The organism is Nonomuraea sp. NPDC048826, assembly GCF_043198225.1.
In the GTDB taxonomy this organism is placed as follows: Bacteria; Actinomycetota; Actinomycetes; order Streptosporangiales; family Streptosporangiaceae; genus Nonomuraea.
The window spans coordinates 1,158,551-1,172,917 of sequence record NZ_JBICUQ010000001.1 but is presented as its reverse complement, the minus strand read 5'-3'; the positions used below and the strand labels follow the sequence as shown (position 1 = coordinate 1,172,917).

The following is a 14,367-nucleotide window of genomic DNA, read 5'->3' as shown; positions in this document are numbered from 1 at the left end:
GTCCCCCAGATTATCCCAATGCCCGGCCAAAAGGATGGCATCACCGAACACACCGAGAAATGCCATCACATCCCGCTGCACCAAACTGCATAAAAACAAGTACAGCCGGGAATTCAGCGTGAATAGGCCTTAAGCATCACTTAATGAGACATAGTGCGATGTCTAGCGGCGGACGTGGATGCGGACGACCGCGCCCAGCTCGTCGTCGCGTACCTCGCGCCGGATGCGGCCGACGATCTCCCGGTCCAGCTTGCCCACGACCGCGCCCACGTCCGTCTCCGCCGGGCAGGACAGCGAGATCCGCAGCCGCGCCGCGCCGTTCAGGTCGCCCAGCACCCGCACCCCCGCCCGCGCCAGGCCGTCCACGTCCTTCAGGCCCACGCAGAGCATCGCCGTGCCCGTGCCGGACCGCGCCCCGAACCGGCCCCAGCCCAGGCTCAGCAGCAGCCACCGGAGCGTCAGCAGCGCGAGCGCCACCAGCACCAGCGCCACCAGCCACAGCGCCCACGGATGCCCGCTCACGGCGTCGGCGGTGCGCTCCGGCAGCACCCTGGCCCGCGGCGACAGCCTGCCGAGATGCCCCTGACCGCGCAACCAGGCGTAACCCCCGACGCCCAGCAACACCACACCCACCACGGCCAGCCCCACCCGATTGCCCCGGTACTGCCGCATCACAGCCCCCTCCCGCACAGCCCGACGCGACTTCCGCCGTACCGCCGCATCACAGCCCCTTCCCGCGCCCCAAGCCGGTTCCGCCGTACTGCCGCACTACAGCCCCTCCCGCACGCCGCGCGGGTTCCGCCGTACCGCCGCATCACAGCCCTTTCCTGCGCAGCCGCACCACGACCTCGCCTGTGCCGAGCGTGCCCACCCCGGCCAGCCGGTCCCCCACCGCGGTGCCCACCTGCCGGAGCATCGCGCCCGACGACTCGGGGCCCGTCACCACGGTGACCTCGATGCGCCGCCGGCGCAGCCGTACCTTGGCCCGGCCCACCCCCTCGGCCTGCCGCGCGACCGCCCGCAGCGTACGGCGCAGACCTGAACGGGTGATGCCGATGACGATCAGCGGATCCGTGGTCTCCACCGGGACGAGCCTGCACCGGCCCGGCAGCACCGCCAGCAGGATCAGCACCGCGCCCGCGAACGCCACCCCCAGAGCGGGCGCCGCCAGCTCACCCCACGACGTCGCGGACGCCAGCGCGACGACCTCGTCCACCGGCACCAGACCGAGCCGCCGGCCCCACAGGCCCGCGACGATCTCCGCCGCCGCCAGCCCGAGCCCGGCGGTCAGCAGCACGGCCACGATCACCGCGGCGGGCGTGCGGGCGGGTCTGAGCACCCGCCGGGACCTGCGGATCGGGGAGTCGCGGACGGCGACGGCGGTGCCGGGCAGGAGCTGCTGCAGCGTGGTCATCACACCCACCAGAGGTACACGGGGAAGACTCCCGCTCGACCGCGTCCCCGCCGCCCGTTTGCACGATCATTACGGGCCGGGCGATCAACGCGAATCACCCTCATGTTCATCCGCCGGTTATGCCGTTACGCTGCCGGTATGGACGACCGCCAGCGCTACGACCGGGCCACCGCCTCGCTAGAACCACCGTTCGCGATCCTCGACCTGGCCGCGCTGCGCGCCAACGCCGAGAGCATGGTGCGCCGCGCCGCCGGCAAGCCGATCCGGGTGGCCACCAAGTCCATCAGGTCACGCCCCCTCCTGGACCAGGTGCTCGCCATCGACGGCTTCCAGGGCCTGCTGGCGTTCACCCTGCCCGAAGCGCTCTGGCTGGCCTCCCAGGGCTGCACCGACATCGTCGTCGCGTACCCCACCGCCGACCGTCAGGCCCTCGCCGAACTCGCCGCCGACGCCACCGCCGCCCGGCAGATCACCGTCACCGTCGACTCCGCCGAACACCTCGCCTACATGGACCACGCCCTGGCCGGCGTCCGCCCCCGCCACGAGATCAAACTCTGCCTCGACATCGACGCCGGATTCGTCACCCTCGGCGGTCGGTTCAGGGCCGGCGCGCTCCGCTCCCCCGTCCGCGACACCGCCCAGGCCGCCGAACTCGCCGCCGACATCGCCAAACGCCCCGGCTACCGGCTGACCGGCCTGCTCGCGTACGAGGCGCAGATCGCGGGCGTCGGCGACGCCCCGCCGAGCGCCCTGTACGGCCGCGCCGTACGCCTCATGCAGACCCTGTCGGCCCGAGAGCTCGTGCTGCGCCGCGGCCGCATCGTCAACGCCGTCCGCCAGGTCGCCGACCTCGAGTTCGTCAACGGCGGCGGCACCGGTTCCATCGAACGCACCGTACGCGAGAAGGCCGTCACCGAGGTCGCCGCCGGATCCGGCCTCTTCCACCCCCGGCTCTTCGACTTCTACCGCGGCTTCACCGGCCGCCCCGCCGCGATGTTCGCACTCCCCGTCGTGCGCCGCCCCGCGCCGGGCACGGTCACCGTGCTCGGCGGCGGCTACATCGCCTCAGGCCCCGCCGGACACGGCCGCGTGCCCCAGCCCTACCTGCCCGCCGGACTGCGCTACAGCCCCGACGAAGGCGCCGGCGAAGTGCAGACTCCTCTCACCGGCCAGGCCGCGGAGGACCTGCGCATCGGCGACCGCGTCTGGTTCAGGCACGCCAAGGCCGGCGAGCTGTGCGAGCGCTTCGACACCCTCCACCTCGTCGACGGCGACACCGTCGTGGGAACGGCGCCGACCTACCGCGGCGAAGGCATGACGTTCCTCTGAACCCCCTACCGCCGCCTGCGCCGCCGCCACAACACCACGGCCGCCCCCAGCACCAGCACCGCGCCCACCCCGATCAACACCGGCGCGAGATCCGGCCGCTCGTCGTCCCACAGCCGCTCCGGGTCCTGCCCCAGCTCCACCGGCCGCGGCGACATGCCCAGCGCGTCGCTCACCTGCGCCACCAGGTGACCCGCCCTGCTCTTCACATCCGCCACCGTGCGCTCGGCGACCCGCTTCGGGCTCACCCGGTCGGCGATGGCGTCCACCGTCTGCGCCAACTCCGCGCGCGTCCGCGCGATCCGCCGCTCCAGCTCATCAGGATCGGTGTCAGCCATGACTCTCCTTCCGGCTCCCGCCTGCTCGTGACGATCAGTCTGTCAGGTCATCGCCCCGGACGGCACGGTAGGCCGGCCGGTAGGTTTTCCGGAGAACCACGGGAGGACCTCATGACCGAATCCAAGCTCGCGCCCGGCGACGCCGCGCCCGAGTTCACGCTGCCCACCGCCGACGGCGGCACCGTCACCCTCGCCGACCATCGCGGCAAGCGGGTGATCCTCTACTTCTACCCCGCCGCCATGACCCCCGGCTGCACCAAACAGGCCTGCGACTTCCGCGACAACCTCGCCCAGCTCACCGCCGAGGGGTTCGTCGTCCTGGGCGTCTCCAAGGACAAACCCGCCAAGCTGGCCAAGTTCGCCGAACGCGACGCCCTGACCTTCCCGCTCCTGTCGGACCCGGAGCTGGAGATCCACCAGGCGTACGGGGCGTACGGGCTGAAGAAGCTCTACGGGAAGGAGATGATGGGCGTCATCCGCTCCACCTTCGTCATCGACCCCGACGGCAAGATCGAGCAGGCCCTCTACAACGTGAAGGCCACCGGCCACGTCGCCGGCCTGAAAAAGAAACTCGGGCTTTCCTGACGCCCCTGCCAGGCGCCGGAAACGAGGCTTCCGGCGCCTGGCAGAGCGCTAAAATATCGAAAGCCCGCTCCGGCGGGGATGCGCGGGCGTGGCGAAATGGCATACGCGGCAGGTTTAGGTCCTGTTGGTGGAGACACTGTGGGGGTTCGAGTCCCCCCGCCCGCACCCCTCATCGCCGCGCACCGCGATTTCGCCCTGCATACGTCGGCGTCTGCGTGTGACAGTTCGGGCAGAGCAACCTGAGATTCTCCCGCCGGTTGTCGAGCGGGTCGCCGTTCACGTGATCCACCTCCAGCGTCAGCGGGGCGCCCTGCCACGTCTCGCCCGTACCACACCGTGCGCACTCCGCCGGCACCCCGAGCTCGCGGAGCACGCGGCGGAGCAGGGAGCCGCGGACGCGCCCCGAGCCCGGCAGACGGCGCACCAGGACAGCCGAAGGATCGCTCCGGGAGGCCGGTGGCGGCGTTGATCGCCGAGTGAAGTGGGAGATGTCGATGCCGTGACGGCCGACGCACCGCAGCACCCGGCGCCGGTTCGTCTCGTCGACCGGCAGGCCCAGGCGGCGGATCACCTCCGCGACCGACCGGCTGGCCGCGACGGCCTCCCTGACCGCCGCGGCGCTGAGCGCGAGGCGCCGGTGACCGGCGGGCGCCGGGATGCCGGCCGCGCCGAGCCGTCGGCGGATCTCGTCACGCACCGCGCCGCGTTCGGGCAGCCCGAGCCGGCGCAGGATCTCCCGCATGCTCGTGGCGCCCGCCGCAGCCTCGGCCAGGGCGTGCGGATCGGGCAGGTCAGGAAGCGGGGCCGGAGGACCGCCGCCGAAGTGAGAGGTGTCGAGCCCGGCCGCCTTGATGCGCCGGCTGATGTGCGCGTGGGCGCCACCGCTGCGCGGCACGCCCAGGCGGTCGAGAACGCCGTAGACGCTCACTGAGGCCGCCACCGCCGCCGCTAGTGCTTCGGGCGTGTAGGTGTGGGCCGGGGTCCGGCGGAAGTGTGAGGTGTCGAGCCCGAGCCGGTCGATCGTCCGGCGCATGCTCGCCCTGCCGCCGCCGGAGTCGCGTCGGCCGAGCAACGCGAGCACCTCGGTGACGGACCGGGCCCGGCGGACGCACAGAGCCAGCTCTTCGGGGTCGATCCCGCCGTTCGACATGGGGGAAGCGTAGTGACGGCGACCGACAAACGATCAGGTGACGGTGTTGGCCGGTTGTTCTCCTCGGGCGTACTGGGCTATCTGGTCGGCCGCCACCTGCCAGGCGCGGGTGTCGGACTGGGGGACGTCGCCGGCCACGTGCGGGGTGATGAGGACGCCCGGGGCGTGCCAGAGGGGGTGGTCCGGCGGGAGAGGTTCGGGGTCGGTGACGTCGAGGATGGCGCGCAGGCGGCCGGTGCGGGTCTCGGCGAGCAGGGCCTGGGTGTCGACGACGGGGCCGCGGGCGGCGTTGAGGAGGATGGCGCCGTCCTTCATGGCGGCGAGGAAGTCCTTGTCGGCCAGGTGGTGGGTGTCGGGGGTGAGGGGCACCATGAGGGCGACCACGTCCTGGGTGGGCAGGACCTCCGGGAGGTCGGACATGGGGACGACGCCGGGGCGGGCTCGGCGGGCCATCATCGTGATGCGCGGGCCGAACGGCTCCAGGCGGGCGCGGAGCTGCGTGCCGAGGTCGCCGGCGCCGAGGATGAGCACGCGCCGGTCCCAGAGCGACTCGGCGACGTGCGGGTTCCAGCGGGCGGCGGCCTGGTCGGCGGCGAAGGCGGGCAGGTCGCGGGCGACGGCCAGCAGGGTGGCGGCGGCCCACTCGGCGACGGCGGGGCCGTGGGCGCCGCGCGCGTTCGACAGGGTGACGTGCGCGGGCAGGCGGCCGGTCCAGGTGTCGGTGCCGGCGCTGAGGGTCTGCACAAGGCGGAGCGCGGGGAGCCGGTCGATGAGGGCGAGGACGCGGTCCACCGGGCGGGAGGGGATCACCATGACCTCGGCCGCCTCGGCGCCTTCCGGTGGTGCGGCGCGCACGTCGTACAGCAGCGGGGTGACCCCGTCCACGGCCGCCAGCGCCTCGACCCCGTGCGGGGAGGGCACGAGAGCGACGATCGGCCCGCGCGAGGTGGCCTCGGCTAGTGGAGTGGGGGTCTCGGAAGCGGCAAGTTCCCCGGACGTGGGTGGCGTGGAGGTCTCGGCGGGCTCCCCGGACCCGACGGGTTCGCCGGGGGCGGACTTCTGGGCGGGCGGGGTGGGGGTCTCGGAAGCGGCAAGTTCCCCGGACGTGGGTGGCGTGGAGGTCTCGGCGGGCTCCCCGGACCCGACGGGTGGGGTGGGCGCCTGGGAAACAGGACCGGACGTGACGCGTACGCCGGGTGAGGGGGTGGGGTTGTGGTGGTGGGTGGGCTGGTGTGTCGGCATGGTGTCCCCGGGGTTCGACTGCCCGGGGTTCATTCCCGTGTGCCGTGCCGGAGAACCCGGTCAGCCGGTGTGCGTCGGGGCGGGGGCGAGGTCACAGGTGATCCGGCCCTCGGTCAGGTAGCAGCTGCGCCCGTTGAGGCGTTCGGGGCCGCGGTACTGGTCGCGCTGGGGCGGGTTCCAGGAGGCCGATGGTTCGGGCCGGTTCCAGAGGTCGCCGGCCAGGGCGACGGCGCCGCCGCCGATGAAGGCGCCGGCGACGAGGCCGACGATGCCGGCGCCGATGATCTGGGTGCTCCTGCGGCGGTGGAAGTCGGAGCGCGTGGGCGGCGGGGGCAGCGGATCCCAGCCGGGTCCCGCGTACGGGCCTGGCCCGTAGTCGTCGTAGGGCGTGGGGTGGGCGGCGGTCCTGCCGTCGCGGAAGGGGCCGGAACTGAGGATCTCGGTCTCTCGCCGGCTCGGGTCGCGCGGTTCTTGTCCGCCGCGCGACCCGGCGTCGCGATCATGATCCGCCATCACGATCTCCCTTTACTCGCCCCGTGGGGCGCTCCCGGATACAAGAGTGCCGCAGGAGCCGTAAGCGTGGTGTAAGACCTGGGTCGTACACGCACTTCCGTCTCAAGGCTGACCCGGGCACGGTGCGGCGTCCGTATCGTGAGGTTGTGTTCGGCAGGGTGAGGGCGTGGTCGGCGCGCCGAGGGAAGCTGGTGGACGCCCTGCGGGTGGCGCCTCTGGTGGTGCTGTGTCTGCTGCCGATGGTTCCGTACGTCTACCACGAGCCTTCGGCGCTGGGTGGTTTCCTGCCGGGCTATGCCGGGCTGACGGCGGCGCTGCTGGCGCCGTTGCTGGTGTGGTGGCGGCGGCCGGTGGCGGCGTTCGCCGGGGTCGCGCTGGTGAGCTTCGGCCAGTGGGTGGCGGGCGTGGACGTGCTGCCGGCCAATCTGGCGGTGCTGGTGGCGCTCTGGTCGGTGGCCTCGCGAAGGGCGTTCCGGTGGGCGCTGGCGGCGTTGCTGGTGGCCGAGCTGGGGGTGTTCCTGGCGCTGGTGCGGTGGGACACGCCGACGCCGGGCATGTTCACGACCGGTTCGATCCTCGTGGTGACCGTCTGGCTGGCGGGGCTGTACGCGAGCACCCGCCGGCGCTACCTGGAGGGGCTGGAGGAGCGGGCCAGGCGGGCCGAGCAGGAACGTGACCAGCGGGCCAGGATGGCCGCCGCGGCCGAGCGGACGCGGATCGCCAGGGAGTTGCACGACGTGGTGGCCCACCATGTGAGCGTCATGGTGGTGCAGGCCGACGGGGCGGGGTACGCGATCGACTCCGACCCGGAGCAGGCCCGGCTGGCGATGCGGACGATCTCCCGTACCGGCAGGGAGGCGCTGGCGGAGATGCGCAGGCTGGTGGGCGTGCTCCGCGAGGAGGAGGGCGCGGGCGACACCGACTACACGCCGCAGCCGGGCCTGGCGCAGCTGGAGGATCTGGTGCGCGGGGCGGGTGTGCCGGCGCGGCTGCGGGTGACCGGCGCTCCGGGCGAGCTGCCGGAGGGCGTGCAGCTCGCGGTCTACCGCATCGTGCAGGAGGCGCTGACGAACGCGCTCAAGCACGGCGGCCCGCGGGCGCGTGCCCTGGTGGAGCTCCAGTGCCGTGGCCCGGAGCTGGTGGTGCGGGTGACCGACGACGGCCGGGGCGCCGCGGCCCCGCTCGCCTCCGGCGGCCACGGGCTGGTGGGGATGCGGGAGCGGGTCGGCATGTACGGCGGGCGGGTCACGGCGGGGCCGCGGCCGGGTGGCGGGTTCGAGGTGCTGGCCAGGCTGCCGGTGCCGCGGGTCAAGGCGGCTTAGGGAGGTTCGGGTGGATGGGGCGGACCGGGCGATCCGGGTGATGCTGGTCGACGACCAGGAGCTGCTGCGGGCCGGGTTCCGGATGGTGCTGGGCGCGCAGCCCGACATCGAGGTGGTGGCCGAGGCGGGCGACGGGGTGCGGGCGGTGGAGCTGCTGCGGTCCGTCGAGGTGGACGTGGTGCTCATGGACGTGCGCATGCCGCGCATGGACGGCGTGGAGGCGATCGGTCACATCCATGGGCCGAAGGTGCTCATCCTGACGACGTTCGACCTGGACGAGTACGCGTTCGCGGCCGTCAAGGCGGGCGCCTCGGGGTTCCTGCTGAAGGACGTGCCCCCGGCCGAGCTGGTGAGCGCGATCCGGTCGGTGCACGCCGGTGACGCGGTGGTGTCGCCGCGCACGCTGAAGCGGATGCTCGACCGGTTCGCCGTCCACCTGCCGTCGGAGCCGCCGGCCGCGACGGCGGAGCTGACGCCGCGCGAGCGCGAGGTGCTGCTCATGGTGGCGCGGGGCCGGGCCAACCTGGAGATCGCGGCCGAGCTTGAGGTGGCGGAGGCGACGGTCAAGACGCATCTGGGGCGGGTGCTGGCCAAGCTGGGGCTGCGGGACCGGGCGCAGGTGGTGGTGTACGCGTACGAGGCGGGCCTGATCGTGCCGTCGCATCGGCTGAACGGCTGATGGGGGTCATCTGAAGGCGTAGGAGAAGTCCCTCCTCAGGGCCCAGGGATGCGGAGATTTCCGGCCCTAGCGTGAGTCGCGTTCGTGAGTCCCTGACGAGGAGTGAACGTGACTTTCACGGAGACCCGGCGCCATGCCACTCCGGCCGTGGTGGCCCAGGCCCTGACCAAGGTGTACGGCGCGGGCGACGCCCGGGTGCACGCGCTGCGCGAGGTGGACGTGGCGTTCGCCACCGGCGCCTTCACCGCCATCATGGGCCCGTCGGGCTCGGGCAAGTCCACGCTGATGCACTGCCTGGCCGGGCTGGACACAGCCACCTCCGGCACCGTGCACGTCGGCGACGTGGAGCTGACCGGGCTCGGCGACAAGCAGCTCACGCTGCTGCGCAGGGAGCGCATCGGCTTCGTCTTCCAGGCATTCAACCTGCTGCCCACGCTGACGGCCGAGGAGAACATCCTGCTGCCGCTGCAGATCGCCGGCCGCAAGCCGGACCAGGCTCTGTACGACCGGGTGATCGACACGGTGGGCCTGCGTGACCGGCTCGGGCATCGGCCGGCGGAGCTGTCCGGGGGTCAGCAGCAGCGGGTGGCGGTGGCCAGGGCGCTGATCAGCGAGCCGCGGGTGATCTTCGCGGACGAGCCGACGGGCAACCTCGACTCGCGCAGCGGCGCTGAGGTGCTGTCGTTCCTGCGCACGTCCGTACGTGAGCTGGGGCAGACGATCGTCATGGTGACGCATGACCCGACGGCGGCCTCGTACGCCGACCGGGTGGTGTTCCTGCGTGACGGCCGGCTGGTGGACGAGCTGTCCGCGCCGACGCCGCAGACGGTGCTGGACACGCTGATGAAGCTGGAGGCGTGAGGTGCTGAAGACGGCTCGCGCCGGGCTGCGCGCGCACCGGCTCCGGCTGCTGCTCACGTCTCTGGCGATCATGCTGGGGGTGGCGTTCATCGCGGGCACGTTCGTGTTGAACGACACCGTCCAGGCCGGGTTCGCCGAGCGGGTGACGGCCGACGCCGGCAAGGTCGCGGTCGCCGTCCTGCCCGAGGGCCCGGAGGGGCGGATCCGGCCGGAGGTGCTGGATCGGGTGCGGGCGGTGCCCGGCGTGCGCGAGGCCCAGGGCCTGGTACGGGCGAGCGCGCCGCTGCTGGGCAAGGACGGCAAGGCGGTCGGCGGGGTGCCGACCATGGCCGTGTCGATCGTCTCCGGGGCGCTGGACCGTACCTCGATCGTCAGCGGCACCGGCCCCGGTTCCGACGACCGGGCCGCGGTGCTCGACGAGAACACGGCCAGGGCCGAGGGCTTCAAGGCCGGCGACTCGATCAGGGTGCTCGACAGCCGGGGGCGCGCGCACGTGTTCAAGCTGGTCGGGCTCATGGATCCGGGCCTGGACCAGGAGCTCGCGTACACCGGCGCGGTCGGGTTCACCCCGGGCACGGCGCGGCTGATGACCGGTGTCGAGGGCTTCGCGGAGATCGACGTCGCCGGCGACGACCCGGCGGCGCTCAAGCCGGCCGTGGCGGCGGCCGCGAGCGGGCTCAAGGTGCTGACCGGCGACGAACTGGCCGCCGACCTGGCCCGGCAGGCCGGGCTGGAGATGCGCACGCTCACGGTCGGGCTGCTCATGTTCGGCGTGGTGTCGATGTTCGTGGCCGGGCTGGTCATCTACAACACCTTCGCCATCCTCGTGGCGCAGCGCACCCGCGAGATGGCGCTGCTGCGCTGCATCGGGGCGACGCGGGGGCAGGTGTTCGGCTCGGTGCTGATCGAGTCGGCCGTGGTGGCCCTGGTGGCGTCGGCGGCGGGGCTCGCGGCCGGGTACGGGCTGGCCGCGCTCGCGCTGGCGGTGCTGGGCGCGCTCGACGCGCCGCTGCCGACCGAGGCGGCGCTCGCGCTGTCGCCGGCGACGGTGGCCGTCGGTCTGGGCGTGGGCCTGGCCGTCACGCTCGGCGCGGCGGTGCTGCCCGCGCGGACCGCCACCCGGGTCGCGCCGGTGGCGGCGCTGCGCACGCGGGTGGAGGAGCCGGCGTTCCGCGCCGGCGCGCCGCGGGTGATCTCCGCCGCGCTCCTGCTGCCGGCGGGGCTGGGCGCGGGGGCCGCCGGGGCGCTGATGCTGGATCCAGGCCAGGTCTCGCTGCTCGTGGTGATGGCGGGCGGCGTGCTGACCTTCCTGGGCGTGCTGATCCTGGGGCCGGTGCTGGTCAGGCCGTTGAGCGCGGTGCTCGGGTGGATCCCCGCCAGGCTGTTCGGGGTGCCGGGGCGGCTGGCGGTGGACAACGCGGGCCGCAACCCCGGGCGGGCGGCGACCACGACGGTGGCGCTGACCATCGGCGTCACGTTGATGACGCTGATCTCGGTGGTCACCGCGTCCACCCGGACGACGGTCACGGAGAAGCTGGACGAGCAGTTCCCCATCGACTACCTGCTCGTCCCGCAGGGCCGTGAGGGCGGCATCCCGCGGTCGGTCGGCGAGGAGCTGAAGGACCGGCCGGAGCTGGCCGCCGTGCTGCGGGTCCGCGACACCGCCTCCGTGGTGGGCGACATCCGCGTCCGGGTCGGCACGTACGAGGGTCCGATCAGCCCGAAGCTGGTCTCCGGCGCGCTGCCCGAGCTGGCCCCGGGACAGATGGCGGTGGCCGCGGACGCCGCCGCTGACCTGCGCGTGGGGGTCGGCGACACGGTACGGGTCGGCAAGGGGGCCGAGGCGGTGCCGCTGACAGTGGTGGCGGTCGTCGACGAGGATTCGCCGCTGCCGACGCTGGCCGTGGCCCCGGGGCAGTTCGACGAGCTGTTCGGCGCCGTGCCCGACAGCCGGGTGCTGGTCGACGCCGCCGACGGCGTGGCCCCCGAGCGGGCGCGGGCCGTCGTGGAGGCGGCTGCGGCCGCGCACCCGACGGTTCAGGTGGAGAGCTCGACCGAGGTACGCGGGGAGTTCGACGAGACGCTCGACATGCTGTTGATGATCGTCACCGGGCTGCTCGGGCTGTCGATCCTCATCTCGCTGCTCGGCATCGCCAACACGCTCTCCCTTTCGGTGCACGAACGCACCGCGGAGTCGGCGTTGCTGCGGGCGCTCGGGCTGACCCGGCCGCAGCTGCGGCGGATGCTGTCGATCGAGGCGCTGGTGCTCGGGCTGATCGGCGCGGTGGTCGGGGTGGCGCTCGGCCTGGTGTTCGGCTGGGCGGCGATGCGCGCGATGCTGGAAGGGGCGGTGTTCACCGTGACGCCGTGGCAGATCGGGCTGTTCGTGGTGCTTTCGGGGGTGGCGGGCGTGGTGGCCGCGGTGCTGCCGGGCCGGCGCGCGGCCAGGACGTCGATCGTGGAGTCGCTGGCCGCGGGCTGAAGAATCCGGATAAATCAGTTATACGTGCCTAAATCCGGATAGAGGTAACCCTGCCGCACGCCGAGCCTTCACCCGGCGTGCCCGAGGCCGGGCGTCCATGGGGGCGACGCCCGGCCCTTCTCGGCTCTCAGCGAGGATGGCGTCCCGGCCAGAGGTCGGCGACCGACTCCGGATCCAGGAGCGGCCGGGCGACCACCTCGCCCGAGGACTTGTCGATCACGATGCAGCCGCCGCCGACCGTGTCCGGGAGCCGGGCCGGATCGTCGGGCTCCGGCTCCCGCGCCCACGCCACGAACCCGTCGCCGAACCCGTAGATCCCCACCGGCAGCGCCTCCGCCTCCGGGCGCACCCCGTTGAAGTACTCCTCCGCCACCGCCCTGGCCTGGTCGAGGTTCATCGCGGCTGCCCCTGCCTGTCGAGGATGACGCAGAACACCCCGGTCACCGTGGTGTAGAGGGGTTCGACGGCCATGTGGCCCCGCTGGGCGTCGATCCAGATCACCTCGTCCTGATAGTTGACCGCGTTCCAGGCGTGCGACCCCCCGGCCGGCCAGCGGACCACGATGATCGCGGACGCGCCGTGCCCGGCCTCGCGCAGGCGGTGGGCCAGCATCGGGTACGCGTGCCGTCCTTGCCCGGCGTACTGGAAGCGCTGGCCCGCCCAGCGTTCCATGCGTGCGGTGCTCCCCGTCTCGCCGGTGAGCCGGGGCCGGCCGATCGCGTCGTACTCGGGCGTCCTCGGCGCGGCGGCGGCGGGCTCCCCGTGCCAGGTGGACAGCACGGCCAGCGCGCAGTCGGCGGCGTTCGAGGCCCGGAACGGGTCGTCGGCGGGGCCGCCGCCGTTGATCAGCCGCACCCAGGTGCCGCGCGGGTCGGGGAACCTCGTGCCCGGCTCCACCGCCATCGCCAGGTCCTGCTCCACCTGCGGGTCCGGCCGGGCCAGCCCGCCAGGCGTCCCGTACGACCTGCTCTCGGCGAGCGGCGGCGGCCGGTGCGGCCAGTCGAACCAGTCGTACTCAGCGACCCCCCGCCTGACGCCCGCGTCCGCGCCGGAACGGTCCGACGACCGGTCGGCCTGCGCGAGCGGCGTGGTCTCCTGGCGCTTGCCCAGGGGGAAGCCGACGGGGCCGGAGGCATGCCGATCCCACGGCTCATGGGGCCTTGCCCCGTCGTCCTCCGTCCCGTCAGGAGTCGCGTTCCCCGGCCACCCGGGACCGGAGGTGCCGGCGGTCAGCCCCAGAGCACCCAGCACCCCGAGCCCGCCGCTCCCCCACGGGTCACCCTCACCGCCGGGCCCCTCGACCCCCTGCACGGCCCTCGCGGCGCCGCTCGGGTTTGCGCTCTGCGCGGACCCCGCCTCTCCTCGGGTGGCGGGCCCGAGTCCGTAGGCGGTGGCCCCCGGAGTTCCCTGCGGGCCGCCCGCGTACCCCGCCGCGCCGTTCGACCCCGTGCCCTGGGCGGGCCCCGCTGCTGCTCGGGGGCCGGGTTTGTAGGTGTTGGCCGTCGGGGATTCGTCCCGGGCGTCCGTGCCGGGTGTCGTGTCGTTGTTCGGGCCGGTCCAGTGCTCGCCGCGTGGTGACGGCCGGCCGGGCTCGCCCGCCGGGTTCCGCCGGACGGGACCTCCGATGGGCGGACCTTCGGGGCCCAGATCGCCCCATCGGGTCGAGCTCCCGGTGACCTGGCCGTCCCGTGGAGGCGGGGCGGCGTGCCCATCGCCTTCCCGGCTCTCCGGAACGCCGGGAGACGTGACGCCGTTCCGCGCCGGAGCACCGAAGGGCCAGGACCCGGGCGACCACCCGGCCGGCTCGCCGTCACCCCGGGCACCGGGGTCCCACCCCGCCTGGCCCCGGTCGGAGCTCGGCCCCGCCGGAGCGCCATCGGCTCGGGCACCGGGACTCCAGCTCGCCGAGCCATCAGAGTTCCGCGAGGTGCCGTCGTCTCGGGCACCCGCGTCCCATCCCGCCGAGCCAAAAGAGCCCAGCGGAGTGCCATCGTGTCGGGCGCCGGGGTCCCACCCCGCCGGGCCGCCAGAGCTACGCGGGTCGGCACTCGGCCCCGCCGGAGCGCCGGCGCCCCGGGCATCGGGATTCCAGCCCGCCGGTCCGACGGGGTGGTCTGTGATCGGGTCCGGCGGCCAGGGGCCTTGGGGCCCTGCCTGGCCGGGGACGGTGTCGGATGGGTTGGGGTCGGTCGGATCGGAGTCGGGCGGGCCGGGGGTGGTGGCGTCTTCGTAGTCGAGCCACCGCACCCCATCGGCGACCACGGGGTTGTACTGCCCCTCGGGTAGGACCCACCGGACGCTGGACTTGCGGTCGCGGGACACGTCCTGCCTCCTGTCAGTGCTCGACGACCGATCGTAGGGGCGTGCACCGTGACGGAGGGGCGAAAGTCAGGAAGATTCTCGGCCAGGACTAGGCGCCCTACCAGGGCAAACACCCCCAAGGGCGGGCGATCGA

Annotated in this window: 14 protein-coding genes and 1 tRNA gene; 7 read left to right on the top strand and 8 right to left on the bottom strand. The window is 73.5% G+C overall.

Features of this window, described 5'->3' with window-relative positions:
- Window positions 1–162 precede the first annotated feature (162 nt).
- Both ACGFI7_RS05765 and ACGFI7_RS05760 read right to left on the bottom strand, forming a co-directional pair.
- Entirely contained in the window at window positions 163–672 is a 510-nt protein-coding gene (locus tag ACGFI7_RS05765) for a hypothetical protein (RefSeq protein ID WP_393399546.1), read from the bottom strand.
- 142 nt (window positions 673–814) lie between these two features.
- Entirely contained in the window at window positions 815–1,414 is a 600-nt protein-coding gene (locus ACGFI7_RS05760; RefSeq protein ID WP_393399545.1) for a DUF6286 domain-containing protein, read from the bottom strand.
- Window positions 1,415–1,552: 138 nt separating this feature from the next.
- Between ACGFI7_RS05760 and ACGFI7_RS05755 the strand changes: the two genes are divergently transcribed.
- Window positions 1,553–2,743, top strand: a complete 1,191-nt coding sequence (locus ACGFI7_RS05755) for an amino acid deaminase/aldolase (protein ID WP_393399542.1) — start codon at window positions 1,553–1,555, stop codon at window positions 2,741–2,743.
- A 5-nt stretch (window positions 2,744–2,748) separates the two neighbouring features.
- Here the strand turns inward: ACGFI7_RS05755 and ACGFI7_RS05750 are convergent, their stop codons facing one another.
- A complete protein-coding gene (locus tag ACGFI7_RS05750) occupies window positions 2,749–3,078 on the bottom strand; it encodes a DUF3618 domain-containing protein (protein ID WP_393399540.1) in 330 nt (109 codons plus the stop codon).
- Window positions 3,079–3,189: 111 nt separating this feature from the next.
- Here ACGFI7_RS05750 and bcp point away from each other — a divergent pair, with 111 nt between their 5' ends.
- Together bcp and ACGFI7_RS05740 are read left to right on the top strand one after the other, a co-directional pair.
- A complete protein-coding gene (gene bcp / locus ACGFI7_RS05745) occupies window positions 3,190–3,663 on the top strand; it encodes a thioredoxin-dependent thiol peroxidase (RefSeq protein WP_393399537.1) in 474 nt (157 codons plus the stop codon).
- Between the two features lie 82 nt (window positions 3,664–3,745).
- Window positions 3,746–3,828 (top strand) — tRNA-Leu (locus ACGFI7_RS05740).
- Window positions 3,829–3,832: 4 nt separating this feature from the next.
- Here ACGFI7_RS05740 and ACGFI7_RS05735 read toward each other — a convergent pair.
- The 3 genes from ACGFI7_RS05735 to ACGFI7_RS05725 are packed head-to-tail and all read right to left on the bottom strand — an operon-like array spanning window position 3,833 to window position 6,568.
- Window positions 3,833–4,813: an HNH endonuclease gene (locus ACGFI7_RS05735; protein ID WP_393399536.1), complete on the bottom strand. Its 981-nt coding sequence runs from the start codon at window positions 4,811–4,813 to the stop codon at window positions 3,833–3,835.
- A gap of 33 nt (window positions 4,814–4,846) precedes the next feature.
- Window positions 4,847–6,055: an NAD(P)-dependent oxidoreductase gene (locus ACGFI7_RS05730; protein ID WP_393399533.1), complete on the bottom strand. Its 1,209-nt coding sequence runs from the start codon at window positions 6,053–6,055 to the stop codon at window positions 4,847–4,849.
- A gap of 60 nt (window positions 6,056–6,115) precedes the next feature.
- Entirely contained in the window at window positions 6,116–6,568 is a 453-nt protein-coding gene (locus ACGFI7_RS05725; RefSeq protein WP_393399531.1) for a hypothetical protein, read from the bottom strand.
- A 146-nt stretch (window positions 6,569–6,714) separates the two neighbouring features.
- On the opposite strand from ACGFI7_RS05725, the gene ACGFI7_RS05720 reads away from it, so the two are divergent.
- From ACGFI7_RS05720 to ACGFI7_RS05705, 4 genes are all read left to right on the top strand, one after another.
- Entirely contained in the window at window positions 6,715–7,890 is a 1,176-nt protein-coding gene (locus tag ACGFI7_RS05720; RefSeq protein WP_393399529.1) for a sensor histidine kinase, read from the top strand.
- A 40-nt stretch (window positions 7,891–7,930) separates the two neighbouring features.
- A complete protein-coding gene (locus tag ACGFI7_RS05715; RefSeq protein ID WP_393399620.1) occupies window positions 7,931–8,569 on the top strand; it encodes a response regulator in 639 nt (212 codons plus the stop codon).
- Between the two features lie 108 nt (window positions 8,570–8,677).
- The gene (locus ACGFI7_RS05710; RefSeq protein ID WP_393399526.1) at window positions 8,678–9,430 is read left to right on the top strand and encodes an ABC transporter ATP-binding protein; all 753 of its coding nucleotides are present in this window, start codon (window positions 8,678–8,680) and stop codon (window positions 9,428–9,430) included.
- A 1-nt stretch (window position 9,431) separates the two neighbouring features.
- Window positions 9,432–11,912 (top strand): ABC transporter permease, encoded by a 2,481-nt coding sequence (locus tag ACGFI7_RS05705; RefSeq protein ID WP_393399523.1) that lies wholly within the window; start codon window positions 9,432–9,434, stop codon window positions 11,910–11,912.
- A 127-nt stretch (window positions 11,913–12,039) separates the two neighbouring features.
- On the opposite strand, the gene ACGFI7_RS05700 is transcribed toward ACGFI7_RS05705, so the two are convergent.
- Together ACGFI7_RS05700 and ACGFI7_RS05695 are read right to left on the bottom strand one after the other, a co-directional pair.
- Complete coding sequence (locus ACGFI7_RS05700) at window positions 12,040–12,309, bottom strand: hypothetical protein (protein ID WP_393399520.1); 270 nt, start codon at window positions 12,307–12,309, stop codon at window positions 12,040–12,042.
- Window positions 12,306–13,223, bottom strand: a complete 918-nt coding sequence (locus tag ACGFI7_RS05695) for a toxin glutamine deamidase domain-containing protein (RefSeq protein ID WP_393399517.1) — start codon at window positions 13,221–13,223, stop codon at window positions 12,306–12,308. Before ACGFI7_RS05695 ends, ACGFI7_RS05700 begins: the two co-directional genes overlap by 4 nt.
- Between the last annotated feature and the right edge of the window lie 1,144 nt (window positions 13,224–14,367).

Coding starts and splice junctions, on each gene's coding strand:
- ACGFI7_RS05750 (WP_393399540.1), bottom strand. CDS start 3,078: ATGGCTGACACCGATCCTGATGAGCTGGAGCGGCGGATCGCGCGGACG.
- bcp (WP_393399537.1), top strand. CDS start 3,190: ATGACCGAATCCAAGCTCGCGCCCGGCGACGCCGCGCCCGAGTTCACG.
- ACGFI7_RS05735 (WP_393399536.1), bottom strand. CDS start 4,813: ATGTCGAACGGCGGGATCGACCCCGAAGAGCTGGCTCTGTGCGTCCGC.
- ACGFI7_RS05760 (WP_393399545.1), bottom strand. CDS start 1,414: ATGACCACGCTGCAGCAGCTCCTGCCCGGCACCGCCGTCGCCGTCCGC.
- ACGFI7_RS05755 (WP_393399542.1), top strand. CDS start 1,553: ATGGACGACCGCCAGCGCTACGACCGGGCCACCGCCTCGCTAGAACCA.
- ACGFI7_RS05725 (WP_393399531.1), bottom strand. CDS start 6,568: ATGGCGGATCATGATCGCGACGCCGGGTCGCGCGGCGGACAAGAACCG.
- ACGFI7_RS05700 (WP_393399520.1), bottom strand. CDS start 12,309: ATGAACCTCGACCAGGCCAGGGCGGTGGCGGAGGAGTACTTCAACGGG.
- ACGFI7_RS05730 (WP_393399533.1), bottom strand. CDS start 6,055: ATGCCGACACACCAGCCCACCCACCACCACAACCCCACCCCCTCACCC.
- ACGFI7_RS05715 (WP_393399620.1), top strand. CDS start 7,931: ATGCTGGTCGACGACCAGGAGCTGCTGCGGGCCGGGTTCCGGATGGTG.
- ACGFI7_RS05765 (WP_393399546.1), bottom strand. CDS start 672: ATGCGGCAGTACCGGGGCAATCGGGTGGGGCTGGCCGTGGTGGGTGTG.